The organism is Nitratireductor pacificus pht-3B (genome assembly GCF_000300335.1).
Lineage (GTDB): Bacteria > Pseudomonadota > Alphaproteobacteria > Rhizobiales > Rhizobiaceae > Nitratireductor > Nitratireductor pacificus.
Window position 1 is genome coordinate 159,186 of record NZ_AMRM01000009.1, and the last position, 13,658, is coordinate 172,843.

At 68.1% G+C, this 13,658-nt stretch carries 14 protein-coding genes; 6 read left to right on the top strand and 8 right to left on the bottom strand.

The window, feature by feature from the left end; translation table 11 throughout:
- Positions 1-22: 22 nt before the first annotated feature.
- Positions 23-610: a hypothetical protein gene (locus NA2_RS10190; protein ID WP_008596632.1), complete on the top strand. Its 588-nt coding sequence runs from the start codon at positions 23-25 to the stop codon at positions 608-610.
- Between the two features lie 167 nt (positions 611-777).
- Here the strand turns inward: NA2_RS10190 and leuC are convergent, their stop codons facing one another.
- Positions 778-2,193 (bottom strand): 3-isopropylmalate dehydratase large subunit, encoded by a 1,416-nt coding sequence (gene leuC, locus NA2_RS10195; protein ID WP_008596633.1) that lies wholly within the window; start codon positions 2,191-2,193, stop codon positions 778-780.
- Between the two features lie 247 nt (positions 2,194-2,440).
- The gene (locus NA2_RS10200; protein ID WP_008596635.1) at positions 2,441-2,995 is read right to left on the bottom strand and encodes a MarR family winged helix-turn-helix transcriptional regulator; all 555 of its coding nucleotides are present in this window, start codon (positions 2,993-2,995) and stop codon (positions 2,441-2,443) included.
- Between the two features lie 91 nt (positions 2,996-3,086).
- Between NA2_RS10200 and NA2_RS10205 the strand changes: the two genes are divergently transcribed.
- Positions 3,087-3,848 carry a hypothetical protein gene (locus NA2_RS10205; protein WP_008596636.1) on the top strand — a complete coding sequence of 254 codons (762 nt, stop codon included), beginning with the start codon at positions 3,087-3,089 and terminating at the stop codon, positions 3,846-3,848.
- A 38-nt stretch (positions 3,849-3,886) separates the two neighbouring features.
- On the opposite strand, the gene NA2_RS10210 is transcribed toward NA2_RS10205, so the two are convergent.
- The 5 genes from NA2_RS10210 to NA2_RS10230 all read right to left on the bottom strand — a co-directional run bounded on the left by NA2_RS10210 (position 3,887) and on the right by NA2_RS10230 (position 7,014).
- The gene (locus tag NA2_RS10210; protein WP_008596637.1) at positions 3,887-4,429 is read right to left on the bottom strand and encodes an MgtC/SapB family protein; all 543 of its coding nucleotides are present in this window, start codon (positions 4,427-4,429) and stop codon (positions 3,887-3,889) included.
- Positions 4,430-4,452: 23 nt separating this feature from the next.
- Positions 4,453-5,274: an amino acid ABC transporter permease gene (locus tag NA2_RS10215; RefSeq protein WP_008596638.1), complete on the bottom strand. Its 822-nt coding sequence runs from the start codon at positions 5,272-5,274 to the stop codon at positions 4,453-4,455.
- 38 nt (positions 5,275-5,312) lie between these two features.
- A complete protein-coding gene (locus NA2_RS10220; protein WP_008596639.1) occupies positions 5,313-6,119 on the bottom strand; it encodes a transporter substrate-binding domain-containing protein in 807 nt (268 codons plus the stop codon).
- A gap of 121 nt (positions 6,120-6,240) precedes the next feature.
- The gene (locus tag NA2_RS10225; protein WP_008596640.1) at positions 6,241-6,696 is read right to left on the bottom strand and encodes a thermonuclease family protein; all 456 of its coding nucleotides are present in this window, start codon (positions 6,694-6,696) and stop codon (positions 6,241-6,243) included.
- A 51-nt stretch (positions 6,697-6,747) separates the two neighbouring features.
- Positions 6,748-7,014 carry a DUF1674 domain-containing protein gene (locus tag NA2_RS10230; RefSeq protein WP_081582654.1) on the bottom strand — a complete coding sequence of 89 codons (267 nt, stop codon included), beginning with the start codon at positions 7,012-7,014 and terminating at the stop codon, positions 6,748-6,750.
- A 63-nt stretch (positions 7,015-7,077) separates the two neighbouring features.
- Here NA2_RS10230 and htpX point away from each other — a divergent pair, with 63 nt between their 5' ends.
- The 3 genes from htpX to NA2_RS10245 all read left to right on the top strand — a co-directional run bounded on the left by htpX (position 7,078) and on the right by NA2_RS10245 (position 11,277).
- A complete protein-coding gene (gene htpX / locus NA2_RS10235) occupies positions 7,078-8,091 on the top strand; it encodes a zinc metalloprotease HtpX (protein ID WP_008596647.1) in 1,014 nt (337 codons plus the stop codon).
- Complete coding sequence (locus NA2_RS10240; protein WP_008596650.1) at positions 8,088-9,467, top strand: RsmB/NOP family class I SAM-dependent RNA methyltransferase; 1,380 nt, start codon at positions 8,088-8,090, stop codon at positions 9,465-9,467. Before htpX ends, NA2_RS10240 begins: the two co-directional genes overlap by 4 nt.
- 151 nt (positions 9,468-9,618) lie before the next feature.
- Positions 9,619-11,277, top strand: a complete 1,659-nt coding sequence (locus NA2_RS10245; protein WP_008596652.1) for a heparinase II/III family protein — start codon at positions 9,619-9,621, stop codon at positions 11,275-11,277.
- Between the two features lie 20 nt (positions 11,278-11,297).
- Here the strand turns inward: NA2_RS10245 and NA2_RS10250 are convergent, their stop codons facing one another.
- Positions 11,298-12,299 (bottom strand): AraC family transcriptional regulator, encoded by a 1,002-nt coding sequence (locus NA2_RS10250; protein WP_081582655.1) that lies wholly within the window; start codon positions 12,297-12,299, stop codon positions 11,298-11,300.
- A 77-nt stretch (positions 12,300-12,376) separates the two neighbouring features.
- Here NA2_RS10250 and NA2_RS10255 point away from each other — a divergent pair, with 77 nt between their 5' ends.
- A complete protein-coding gene (locus NA2_RS10255; protein WP_008596655.1) occupies positions 12,377-13,573 on the top strand; it encodes an MFS transporter in 1,197 nt (398 codons plus the stop codon).
- Positions 13,574-13,658 lie beyond the last annotated feature (85 nt).

The window sequence follows — 13,658 nt, forward strand, 5'->3', positions numbered from 1 at the left end:
TCATTCCATGAAGGGTCAAGCGATGCCTGTCTCGATTTTTTCCGGCCATCTGCGCGCCGCCGCCTTGCTCTGCGCCATGACGCTTTCGGGCTGCATGGCGACCAGCCCGCGCGCGCTGTACGCACTGTCGACCTTCGATCCGTTGACGGCGGATCCCCGTGATGTCGCGGTCGCTGTCAGGACAGACCGCAACCTGCTCCTTCGGCATGGCGACGTGGAACTGCGCATGGCGCTGGCAGCGGACGACACTTTCGATGAGACGTTCGTGCTTGCCGTTTCCGGCGTCGGCGCGAACCAGCGTTTCGAACAGCCCGTCGCGCCCGGCAATCATGTCCTAATGGCGGCGATCGCGCCGGAAGACCGGGCGCGTTTCGAGCGCATCCAGCGCCGGGCGCGCGAGGCGCGGGCGGCCGGAACGACGAAAGGCAGGGGAACGTTGAGCGTGGCGATCAGAGGCGGATGCCGCAATGGCCCGCTCGACGCTGGGAGCGTGTCGGCACGGAGCTATATGCGCACGGCGGCTGGAGGAAGCTTCTTCCCCCTCACCGGGGAGATCGGACTCCGCGAGATGCTCGGGGCGGAGGCCGTTGCAGCCATTCCTTCCTGCTAAAGCGCGCGCGTCTTATAGGATGCGCAAAGGACGCTGCAGCACTTTGAAAGCGACATGCATCAGACCGGCTCAACGTTCCACAACACCGCTGCACCGGCCTATCTCTTTGATTTTCCGCGTTTATGCGGGCGTCGGGCGCTTCCGCCCGATCGCCAGACGCCGTGGGATCAGCCCCGCGGCCATTCGCGGATATCGACGAAATGGCCGGCAATGGCCGCCGCCGCCGCCATGGCGGGCGAGACGAGGTGCGTGCGGCCCTTGAAGCCCTGGCGGCCCTCGAAATTGCGGTTCGAGGTCGAGGCGCAGCGCTCGCCCGGCTTCAGCCGGTCGTCGTTCATGGCCAGGCACATGGAGCAGCCCGGCTCGCGCCAGTCGAAACCGGCGGCCTTGAAGATCTTGTCCAGGCCCTCGGCCTCGGCCTGCGCCTTGACCAGGCCGGAACCGGGCACGATCATCGCGTTGACCCGCTCGCTGACCTTCCTGCCTTCGGCGACCTTGGCCACCTCGCGCAGGTCCTCGATGCGGCCATTGGTGCAGGAGCCGATGAAGACCCGGTCGAGCGCGATGTCGGTGATCCGGGTTCCGGGCGTCAGGCCCATATATTCGAGCGCCCGCTGCTTCGACTGGCGCTTGGTTTCCTCGGCGATCTCGTCCGGATTGGGCACAACGCCGGTGATCGAGACGACGTCCTCGGGGGAGGAGCCCCAGGTGACGATGGGCGGCAGGTTGGCGGCATCGAGCCTGACCACGCGGTCGAAATGCGCGCCCTCGTCCGTGTGCAGCGTGTCCCAATAGGCCCGCGCCATGTCCCAGGCCTTTCCCTTCGGCGCCCTGGGGCGGCCGTTGATATAGGCGTAGGTGGTCTCGTCCGGAGCGATCAGGCCGGCGCGCGCGCCTCCCTCGATCGACATGTTGCAGACCGTCATGCGGCCTTCCATGGAAAGCGCGCGGATCGCTTCGCCGGCATATTCCATCACATGGCCGGTGCCGCCGGCCGTGCCGATCTCGCCGATGATGGCGAGGATGATGTCCTTCGCCGTCACGCCCTCGGGCAGCTTGCCGTCCACCTGGATCAGCATGTTCCTGGCGCGGCGCTGGATCAGCGTCTGGGTGGCCAGCACATGCTCGACCTCGGAGGTGCCGATGCCATGCGCCAGCGCGCCGAACGCGCCATGGGTCGAGGTGTGGCTGTCGCCGCAGACAATGGTCATGCCCGGCAGGGTGAAGCCCTGCTCGGGGCCGACGATGTGCACGATGCCCTGACGCTCGTCGGCGGCATCGTAGTATTCGATCCCGAAATCGGCGGCGTTCTTCGCCAGCGCATCGACCTGGATGCGGCTTTCCTCGTTCTTGATGCCGAACTTGCGGTCGGGCGAGGTCGGGACGTTGTGGTCGACCACGGCGAGCGTCTTCTCGGGATGCCGGACGGAGCGGCTGGCCATGCGCAGCCCCTCGAAGGCCTGCGGGCTCGTGACCTCGTGCACCAGATGCCGGTCGATATAGAGCAGGCAGGTGCCGTCGTCCTGTTGATCGACCAGGTGGTCGTCGAAAATCTTGTCGTAGAGCGTACGTGCTTTGGTCATTGTCTTCATCCTCAGCGGAGCGAAATGGAAGGCTTGCCGGCAAATCGAACGATCGCCGGCTGGCGTGTCCGCCTAGGGAAGTCGGCTCAGAAGCGAGCCGGAGACCCGCGCGAAGAAGCGGCCCGGCAGGCGTTTCACATCCTGCAGAACGAAGCGCTTGTAGGTCGGGCTTCCGAAAAGTTCTTCCATGAGAGCCTCTTACCAGCGTTTACCGGTGTCGGCAATCGCCGTGGAGGCGGGACCGCCGTCAGGCCGCTTCCTGCTCGACGCAGATGCGGGATGCATCGTCGTCATCGAGCGGTTCCGCAAGCAGGCCGCACAAATGCCGCCCCGGTCCCCGCGCATCTTTGCGGAAGTGGCGACAGGCGTGGCACAGCCCGAAGGGCCTTCCGCCATCGGCGGTGATGCGCGCCTTCAGCAATGCCGAGAGGCCGAGGCGCAGCGCGCGGCGCTCCAGTTCGCTGATCGCGTCCATGGCCCGCTCGAAGCGCTGGGTCTCGTCGTGCGGCAGGAGCGCCAGGGCGGCCTCCGTCAGCTCAAGCCGCACGGAGCGGCGGTCGGCGGGATCGGTCGATTTCCGGACGAAACCGGCCCTCTCGAGCGCCATCAGCGTCTGGGAGACGGTGCCCTTGGTGGTGCCGAGATAGGCCGTCAGCGCGCTCGGCGTGCACGAAAAGCGATTGGCGCGCGCCAGATAGCGCAGCGCTTCCCACTGCACCGGCTTCAGTCCGGCGGCGTGGCCGTCATGGCTGACGATACGGGCCAGCCGCCCGATCATCGCGGATATGTCGTGATCGCTCATTGCCAAACAGTATTGTCTCGACACCATAATTGCAAGTTTCTTCTATCTGTGGTAGCGAATTTGTATCGAGTCGATATTAATGGAGATTCCCATGATTTTTCCACTCCTTGCCCGTTCGTGTTCCGCTGGCCGTGTCTCGGCTCCGGCTACGGCCCTTTCCCTCGCTCTGGCGGTGACGCTGGCTGGTCCGCTTGCCGCGCACGAGATCGAAAGCCCGGCCAACGCGGGGGTCGAACCTGCCTTCGACATCCGCCGCGCCGGCGCCGCAGCCACCGAAAGGCTGATGACCTTCTCGATGGAGCTTTCCGGGGAGGCGGGCAGCGTCAAGCCGGCAGCGACCGGCGCGCTGCCGGGAGCCGGCGTCGCGGCCTATGTCTGGCCGACCGGGCTCGATCCGGAGGTCGCCGGATTCGAGAAGGCTTCGGGCATCCTGGCGCTGGCCGTCACGGCGCATCCCGATTTCGACGATACGCCGCTGTTCGACGAGAACGGCGACGGGGATCCGGCCAATGACGGCGCCGACTGGCATTCGCACTGGGTGGTGCTGGAGAAGGCGGAGCCCTGCAAGGCGGGCTACAAGGTGCGGGACGTCTCGCCCGGCGTCGATGCGCTGCCGGCAACGGCCCCGATGCTGCCGATCGCGCTCGACAGCCCCGGCATGTCGCCGCGCCTCGACGGCAGGATCGTCCGCATCACCGTGCCGGTTGCCGACGGCGCCGATGTCGCCTTCGATGCGGTGACCGCGGAGTTGCGGGTGCATCCCGAAGGCAAGACGCCGCTTCTCTGCGTCACCGGCGTCCACGACATCGCTTCGGGCGATCTCTCGCTGCCGGGCCGCGCAACCAGCGAATAGGCGGGCGTCGGGTGATCCCGCCTGGACTGCAAAATGCTCTAGCGGCGCTGTTTGGGCTGCTTCAGCTCGAGCCCGGTCTCGAGCCGGCGCATGACCGCCAGGATGACCGCGCCCAGGAGGCAGGCCAGTGTGGCGATCACCCAGAGGCCGAGCCCGGCCGCGAGGCCGGTTGCGGCCGCCAGCCACATGCCGGCTCCGGTGGTGAGGCCGCGGACAGCGCCGCGCTTGAAGATGATGAAGCCGGCCGCGAGGAAGGCCACCCCGGCCGTGATCGCCTCCACGAGGCGGATGGGGTCCGCCCGCACGCGTTCGTCGTCGAACATGGGCATGGCCACGATCTCGATGGTGATGAGGGCGAACACCGCCGAGGCGAGGCAGACCATCATATGGGTGCGCAGCCCGGCGGGGCGGTCCGCCAGCTCGCGTTCGAAACCGAGCACCCCGCCGAGAAGCACAGCCAGCACGAGACGCACCGCGATGACCTGCCACGGCAGGCTGGTTGACGGTGCGAATTCAGCCACCAGAAGATCCATGGAGGCGAGAACGCCGGGAGCGGGCGGGAGTTCCCTGGGCCCGTTCATCATTTCATGGAAACGCCGGCGCGCTACCCCCGCGCCTGGTTTCTGCGCATTCTCCGCTCGAGCGCCCGAAGGCCGAGCGACAGGCCGACAGTCAGGATCAGATACACATAGGCGACGATCGAATAGGTCTCGAAGAAACGAAACGAGCCGGAGGCGTAGATCTTGCCCATCTGCGTGACGTCGGCGACGCCGAGGACCGAAACCAGCGAGGAATCCTTGACCATGGCGACGAAGTCGTTGCCGAGCGGCGGCAGGATGGTGCGGATGGCCTGCGGCAGCACGATCAGGCGAAAGCGCTGGAAGCGGGTCAGGCCGAGCGCCTTCGCCGCCTCGACCTGGCCTGCCTCGACCGACTGGATGCCGGCGCGGAAGACCTCGGCGATGAAGGCCGAGTAACCGATGGTGAGCGCGATGATCGCGCGCCACAGCAGCGAGATGTCGCGCACCCGCAGCTCGTCGACCACTCCCGCTTCCCGAAGCGGAGCGGTCAGCGCGTTCCAGCCGCCGACAAGAAGCGGCACGCCCGCAAACGCGATCCAGAACAGGAGCACGAGGACGGGTACGCCGCGGATGATCTCGACATAGAACCGCGCCACTTGACGAAGGACCAGTGAACCCGAGAGGCTCATCAGGGCGATGCCCAGGCCGAGAGCGGTGGCAAGGGCGAAGCCCACCACCGTCACGAACACGGTGATGCCGATGCCCTTCGAGACGATGGCGAAGACCTGCGAATAAAGATCGCTGGCGACGATCAGCACCGCCACGCCGACGGCGATCGCCCCGGCGGCGGCGAGCCACCAGGGGAAGTCCTTCTTCTCGGCTTTTCCGGGGGCGTTGACGGCCATCGGCTTCAGGAAGGCAGGCGGGACGTTTCCGGCACGCCCTACTGGCCCATCTTGTAGTCGAGGAACCACTTCTTGTTCAGCGCGTCCATCGTGCCGTCCGCCTTCAATGCGGCGATCGCCGCGTTGATCGGTGCGACGAGATCGGAGCCCTTGGCGAAGATGAAGCCGAAATCCTCGGAACCCAGGGGCTCGCCGACGAGCTTCAGCGCTCCATCGGAGGCCTCCACATATCCCTTGCCGCCCGTGCTGTCGGTCAGCACCATGTCGACATCGCCGGCGCGGAGCGCCTGGACGGAGGCGCCGAAGGTCTCGAACAGCTTGATGCGGGGATTGGCCTCGTTTCCATCGAGAACTTCGTACACGGCCGTGTAGAAGGGCGAGGTGCCGGGCTGAGCGCCGATCAGCGTATCCTCCAGCGCGCCGAAGCTCTTCCCGTCGTCGAAGCGGTCCTCGTCGCTGCGCACCAGCATCAGCATCTCGGAGCGCATGTAGGGATCGGAGAAATCGACCTTCTCCTTGCGGTCGTCGCGGATGGTAATGCCGGTCATGCCGATGTCGTACTGCGCGTCCGAAACCGACTGGATCATCGCGTCCCAGCTCGTGTTCTGGTAGGTCACGGAGATGTTGAGGCGCTTGGCGATCTCGTTCATCGCGTCGTATTCCCAGCCGATCTGCTCGCCGGACTTCGGATCGACGAACTGCAGCGGCGGATAGGCATTCTCCGTCACGACGACGACTTCGCGGCCGCCGAGATCGGGCAGATCCTGCGCCGTCGCGGCAGGCAATGCGGAAAGCATGAAACCGGCCGCGAACGGCACGGCCAGAAGGGACGCACGCAACGTCATGGCTAATCTCCCTGTGGCGAGGCCGGGGCGCGGCCGGGTGACAGGCCCTTCTTTAACCGGTTCATGGCGCCAGGGAAATGCCGCCTCACGCTATCCCGTGTTTTCCCTAAAGCCGGAACCGTCAGCAGACAAAGGGAAGCCGGCGCCCGCCATTGTAAGCGTTGACGTGCCGGGCATCCAGCAGACGCGCCGCCACATCGCCGCCGGGCTCGGTCGTCACATCGGCGAGAACCCGACCGTAATACTTCCCGCCGCTGATGGAACTGATCCACACCGCGCCGCCGGCGAGAAGGCCGGCAAGTGCGGCGCGCGCCCGGAAGCCCGCCGCCTTCTCGGCCTTGCAGCGGCTGCGAAGCTCCGGCGCATCGACGCCGCGGACGCGCACGCTGACCGTGATGCGCTGGCCCGGCCAGACATGCGCTTCGGCGATGAAGGTGTCGCCGTCGACGACCCGCAGGACACGTGCTTCGACAGGGCCGGGGGTCGTTTCCCTGTGCGCGGCGAGCGCCGGACCTGAGCCGCCCATGACGACGGCAAGCAGGATGCAGACGAGGCTGTTCGGGTAGGTACGGAACATAAGAGGAATATATTCCTCTATCCGCCATCCCGCAACCCCGCAGGGCAATGCTCAGAAATCGGCTGCGATGCCCTTCACTTCCCAGTCGCCGTAGCGGGCAGGGTCCTGGCCGCCGCGGCCGCCCAGCTCCTTCGGCGCGCTGGCCGCCTGGCGCTCATAGTCGGCGCGTCGCGCCTCCGCTTCCGCAAGGGCGCGCTGCGCGGCCGGGGAAAGCACCTTCGCAGGCGCCGGGTCGGTCGGTCTGGTTACATCGTTCACGATCAGCCCTTCGGTTCGGAGAACGGTAATATTGATTACACGAAGCGGTACTCCCATCATATAAGGCGATTATCCGCGCGATTGAAAGCTCTGTGACCGCGCGGAAACGGAGCCTGGACGACGATGAACACGATACGCACAGCGATGCTTCTGGCCTTCATGACGGCCCTGTTCATGGGGGTGGGCTTCATGATCGGCGGGACCGGCGGCATGATGATCGCCCTTCTGATCGCGGCGGCGATGAACCTGTTCAGCTACTGGAACGCCGACAAGATGGTGCTGCGCATGCATCATGCGGTGGAGGTCGACGAGCGCAACGCGCCCGAATACTACGCCATCGTGCGCGATCTCGCGGCCCATGCGGGCCTGCCCATGCCGCGCGTCTACCTGATCCAGAACGACCAGCCCAACGCCTTCGCCACCGGGCGCAATCCCCAAAACGCCGCCGTCGCGGCGACGACCGGCCTGCTCGAGCGCCTGAGCTACGAGGAGGTGGCGGGCGTCATGGCCCATGAACTCGCCCATGTGCAGCACCGCGACACGCTGACCATGACCATCACCGCGACGCTGGCCGGCGCGATCTCGATGCTCGGCAATTTCGCCTTCTTCCTCGGCGGCGGGCGCAACAACAACAATCCGCTGGGCTTCATCGGTGTCCTGGCGGCGATGATCGTCGCGCCCTTCGCGGCGATGATGGTGCAGATGGCCATCAGCCGCACGCGCGAATATTCGGCGGATCGGCGCGGGGCGGAGATCTGCGGCAATCCGCTCTGGCTCGCCTCCGCCCTGCAGAAGATCGCCTCGCGCGCCAAGCAGATTGTCAATCCGGATGCCGAACGCAATCCGGCCACGGCGCATATGTTCATCATCAATCCGCTGTCGGGGGAGCGCATGGACAATCTGTTCTCGACCCATCCCGACACGGCAAACCGTGTTGCCGCCCTGGAGCAGATGGCGCGCGAGATGAGCATGGCGGATGCCGAGCCTGCTCCGCGCGGCACAGGCGGCGACGGGACCGCGCGGGACGAAGGTCCGTGGGGTGCCCGCCCGGCGAAGCCGGATGAGCGCCCGAAGGCGGCTCCCGGCGAGCAGCGCTGGGGCCGCGACGCCAAGGGTCCGAAAGGTCCCTGGTCGTGAGGCGGCCCGCCGGGCGCGCCCAGGCAGACCGACATCCGAACAAAACCGCCGATCCCGACAAGCCGGGCCTGGAAACGCGCCGCGTCGCCGTCAAGCTGCTGGCCGCCGTGGTGGATGCCCACGCCTCGCTCGACGGGCTGACGGACCCGGCGCATGGCCAGCCGGGTTTCCGCGCGCTCGATGCGCGCGACCGCTCGCTGGTGCGCGCCATCCTGATGAGCGCCCTGCGCCATCGCACCACCATCGAGGCGCTGCTCGCCCGGCGCCTCGACCGCCCGCTGCCGGGGAATGCCCGTGCCCTGTCGCACACGCTGCATGTGGCGGCGGCGCAGATCCTGTTCCTCGACGTGCCCGACAGCGCCGCCGTGGACCTCGCCGTGGCGCAGGCCAAAGCCGATCCGCGGCTGGCGCGCTTCTCCGGCCTGGTCAACGGCGTGCTGCGCAATCTGATCCGCGTCAAGGCGCGGGCGCTGCCGGCGGCTCTCGCCCAGACCCGCGAAGCGCCCGACTGGTTCGCCGAACGGCTGGAGGCGGCCTATGGGCCGGAGAAGGCCGCGGCGATCCTCGCCATGCACCGTCTCGAGCCGCCGGTGGATTTCTCCGTCAAGGAGGATCCCGCCCGCTGGGCCGAAGCGCTCGGCGGCATCGTGCTGCCGACGGGCTCGGTGCGCGTTGCGAAACTGGAAGCCGGCGTCGATACGATGCCGGGCTTCGCCGAAGGCGCGTGGTGGGTGCAGGACGCGGCCGCCAGCCTGCCGGCGCGGCTGCTCGGCGACGTCGCCGGAAAGCGCGTCGCCGATCTTTGCGCGGCACCAGGGGGCAAGACGGCGCAGCTCGTCCATGCCGGCGCGGATGTCACCGCCGTCGACCTGTCGAAAAGCCGGCTGAAGCGGCTGGCTGAAAACCTCGCCCGTCTCCGGCTCGATGCGGAGATCGTCGAATCCGACATCCGCAAGTTCGTTCCCGAAGCGCCGTTCGACGCGGTGCTGCTCGATGCACCCTGTTCCTCGACCGGCACGGTGCGCCGGCACCCGGACGTCCCCTGGACGAAGGCGCCGGAGGACATCGACAAGCTCGCCGCCCTGCAGCGCGCGCTGCTCGATCACGCCGTCACGCTGGTCAGGCCCGGCGGCGCCGTGGTCTTCTCCAACTGCTCGCTCGATCCCGCCGAGGGCGAGGCGATGCTCGCGGCGTTCCTCGCCGAGACGCCGGAGGCAGCGCTCGACCCGATCCTGCCGGGCGAGCTGCCCGGTATTGCCGCCTTCGTCAGCCCCGAGGGCTATCTGCGGACGACGCCGGCGGACAGCCTTGGCACAACGCCGCTCATGCAGGGGCTGGACGGTTTCTTCGCCGCTCGCATCCGGCGCGCCGGCTGATCAGCGCCGGCAACTTTCATCTTCGCACAAATGGTTGAATCATTTAGACTCTCGCCGATGTGGGGATACCGGAAGAAAATCGCAGCCATTGGATAGGGTAAGGGGGCACGCCCCCCATCAATTATGGGGACTCTTCGCGCGGCAGGCATGGATGCGCCTGCGGCGACGCCTGCGCGCCGGTCCGTCCTATCGCTGGCGCTACTCCGGGCGCACGCCAGAACGCCTGCTGATCGCCCCGCCGGACCTGCGCCTGGCCGACGCCCAGGTGGCGCGCGACATCTATCACGGCCGTTTCCTGCTCGGTGGCCAGCTCGTGGAGACGGGCGGGCAATCGCCGTTCCAGATGCAGGCCGGCAATCCGGCCTGGCAGGAATCCCTGCACGGCTTTCGCTGGCTGCGCCACATGCGCGCCGCAGAGAGCGAACTGGCGGCGGCCAATGCCCGCGCCCTCGTCGAGGACTGGATCGCGACCTACGGCAAACGCGTCTCCAGCCCGCCCTGGGAACCGGCGATCGCGGCGCGGCGCGTCATCTCCTGGCTGCAGCATTCCTCCGTCGTGCTGCAGGGCGCGGAGCTTCCCTTCTACCGGTTGTTCCTGAAGAACCTCGCGGTGCAGATGCGCTATCTGCGGGCCATGGCCTCGGAGATGCCGGACGGCGAGGACCGCCTTCGCGCGCGGGTGGCGCTCGCCCTGTGCGCGCTCTCGCTGCCGACCCCGGCCACGGCGCTGCGCACGGCCAGCCGCAACCTCGCCTTCGAGCTGGAACGCCAGATCCTGGCCGATGGCGGCCATGTCTCGCGCAACCCGCGCGCGGTTCTCGAGCTGCTGGCCGATCTGCTGCCGCTGCGCCAGACCTACACCAACCAGTCCGAGCAGCCGCCGCAGGCGCTGGTCGAGGCGGTCGAGCGCATGCTGCCGGCGCTGCGCTTCTTCCGCCACCGGGACGGCAGCATCGCCCGCTTCAACGGCATGGGCATCACGCTCTACGACCGCGTCGCGGCCATCCTGCGCTATGACGACACGGACGGCGCGCCCCTGCTGCACGCGCCGCATTCAGGCTATGAGCGCCTGGCGCTGGGGGGCACCACCGTGCTTGCCGATGCCGCCGCCCCGCCGCCGCCCGACCTGTCGCATTTCGCCCATGCGGGGTGCCTTTCCTTCGAGATGTCGTCGGGGCGCCACCAGTTCATCGTCAACAGCGGGGTCGATAGTTTCGGCGACGACAGCTTCCGGCCGCTGGCGCGCACCACCGCGGCCCATTCGACCGTCACGCTGAACGACACCTCGCAGGCACGTTTCAGCCTCTCTTCCCAGTGGAACGGGCTGATCGGAACGCCGCTTCTCTCGGGGCCCCGCCGGGTGGCCTGCCGGCGCGACGACGGCGAGGGCGTGCATCGCTTCGTGGCCAGCCATGACGGCTATGCGGCGCGCTTCGGCCTGATGCATGAGCGCGAGCTCGCCCTGTCGCAGAACGGCATCCTGCTGGAAGGCACGGACCGCGTCTGCCGGCCGGACGGTTCACGCGCCCGGGCGGTCGGCGGCGACGCCGTCGCGGTCCGGTTCCACGTCCATCCCGACATCGACATCTATCGCGATCCCGAGGGCCGCCTGATCCTGACCGGGGAGGCGACGGACACGTGGCTGTTCACGGCTGAGAGCGCGGCACCCGTGGTCGAGGAATCGATCTTCTTCGCGGGCCTCGGCGGGCCGCGCAGAAGCCGCCAGATCGTGCTCTACGCCGCCGCCTCGGAGCAGTCCGAGATCCATTGGCGGCTGCAGAAGACGCACGCCATCAACGGCGATGGCTGACAGGCGGATGCCCGACCGCGTTACAGCGGCGGCGCCTCGGCCGGGCGCTCCGGCCTGGCCGCTGCCCGCGCGTGGCCAGGCGTCTGACCTGTCACGCGCTTGTAGGCACGGCTGAAGGCCGCCTGCGAGGCATAGCCCAGGCGCCGCGCCGCCATATCGATGGACATGCGGTCACGGGCGATCCATTGCTCCGCCAGACGCATCCTGAGGGCAGCGACATAGCGCAGCGGCGTCGTTCCCGTTGCCGCGACGAAGCGCTCGGCGAAGACGGAACGCGAGCTGCCCATTTCCGCCGCCATTTCGGCGACGCTCCAGTCGCGGCCCGGGTCGCGGTGCAGCGCGGCGATGACCCGGCCGAGCCGGGGATCGCGCAGCGCTTCCACCCAGCCGGTCGCGTCGCCGCAGCCGCATTCGACCCAGCCCCGGACGATCGTCGCGGCGACCACGTCGGCGAGCCGCGCCAGTATGCCCGCCGTGCCGGCCCGGTCCGTGGCCATCTCGCGCTCCATCGCCGCCAGAAGCGGCGGGATCTCCGGCTGGCGGCCGAGCAGTGCGCCAACCGACATCACCGCCGGCATCAGGCCGACCAGCGGATGCAGCGTGTCCAGCTCGAACTCCATCTGGCCGGTGAAGATCAGCACGTCCTTCGTCCGGCAGGTTCCCGGCGCATACTCCGTCAGCGCGCAGACTTCGGCGCAGAGCGGCGTCGTCTCGAAGCTCTCCAGCGGACGCGAGGAAACGCCCGGCGCCGAGACGATGGCGTGGGCATCGCCGCGCGGCAGCAGCACCGCGTCGCCGCAGCCCAGCCGGGCGGGATCGCCCGCCGCCGGCCGGATATGCACGTCGCCCGCGGCAATGAAATGAAACCGGGCATGGGCCGTCGCGGGGAAGCTGATGCCGAAGGGTGGCGCAAGCCGCAGCTTGCCGTAACTGGCACCGCGCAGGCGCATGCCCATGAGCAATTCGCTCAGCGGGTCGCGGTCGGAGCGGGTCGATGAAGGTCCGGAGTTTCGATCAAGCATTCCGGAGAATATGGCATGGATCGTCCGGAGACGCCACCCATCTGAGGGCGACCGATTCATGAACGGAGTTTCCTCGGATGAACGACGCGACGAATGCAGATGCCGCCGGCGAAGAGCGGCCCGCCTGGTGGGCGGTGGTTTCCATGAGCCTCGGGGTCTTCGGCCTGGTTGGCTCCGAATTCCTGCCGGCCAGCCTGCTGACGCCCATCGCGGCCGAGCTCGGCGTCACCGAGGGCATGGCCGGGCAGGCGGTGACGACGACGGCGGCCGTGGCGCTGATCACCAGCCTGGTCATAACCGCGCTGATCCGCCGGATCGACCGGCGCAAGGTCCTGCTCGGCTTCTCCGTGTTGCTGATCCTGTCGAACCTGCTCGTGGCCGTGGCGCCGAACCTTCCCCTGCTGCTTGCCGGGCGCATCGCGCTGGGCGTCGCCCTCGGCGGCTTCTGGACCCTCTCGGCAGCCACCGTGATGCGGCTCGTCCCCGAGCGCTTCGTGCCGCGCGCCCTTTCGGTGCTGTTCACCGGCGTCTCGGCGGCGACCCTGTTCGCCGCGCCCGCCGGCAGCTATCTGGGCGATCTGGCGGGCTGGCGCGTCGTGTTCCTGGCTGCCGCGGGGCTGGGCGCGCTTGCCCTCGTCACCCAGTTCCTCGCCCTGCCTTCGCTCGCGCCACGCGGCCATTCGCGCTTCGGCACGATGATCGAGGTGGTATCGCGGCGCACGGTCGGGCTGGCCATGATCGCCATCCTGCTTGTCTTCACCGGTCACTTCGCCTTCTTCACCTATATCCGCCCGTTCCTCGAGAACGTCACCCAGGTCGGCGTGACCGGCATCTCGGTCATCCTGCTCGGCTTCGGCATCGCCAATCTCGCCGGCAACTATCTCGGCGCGTTCCTGTTCGAGCGGTCCATGCGGTTCACGCTCACCGTCATGCCGCTGGTCATGGGCACGCTGGCGCTCGTCCTGTCGCGCCTCGGCGGCAACGTGGCCGTCGATGCCGCCATGGTCGCGATCTGGGGCCTGGCCTTCGGCGCGGTGCCGGTCGCCTGGTCCACCTGGATCACCCGCGCCGTGCCCGACGAGACGGAAAGCGCCGGCGGCCTGTTCGTCGCCGCCATCAACCTCGCCATCGCCACCGGCGCGGCGGCGGGCGGCTTCATCTTCGATACCAGCGGCATCGAGAGCGTCTTCGCCGTCAGCGGCGCGGTGCTCATCGTCGCGGCCGTCACCATCCTGACCGCCGTCGTCACGCGGCCCGCCGCCGAGGCGGCGTGAGGCGGGCTTGCGGGCGGCGGCAGCCCTGCCGCCCGCGCCTTCGCCGGCCTGAAGCATCGGACCGAAAAGTGGAACCCGGTTTTCG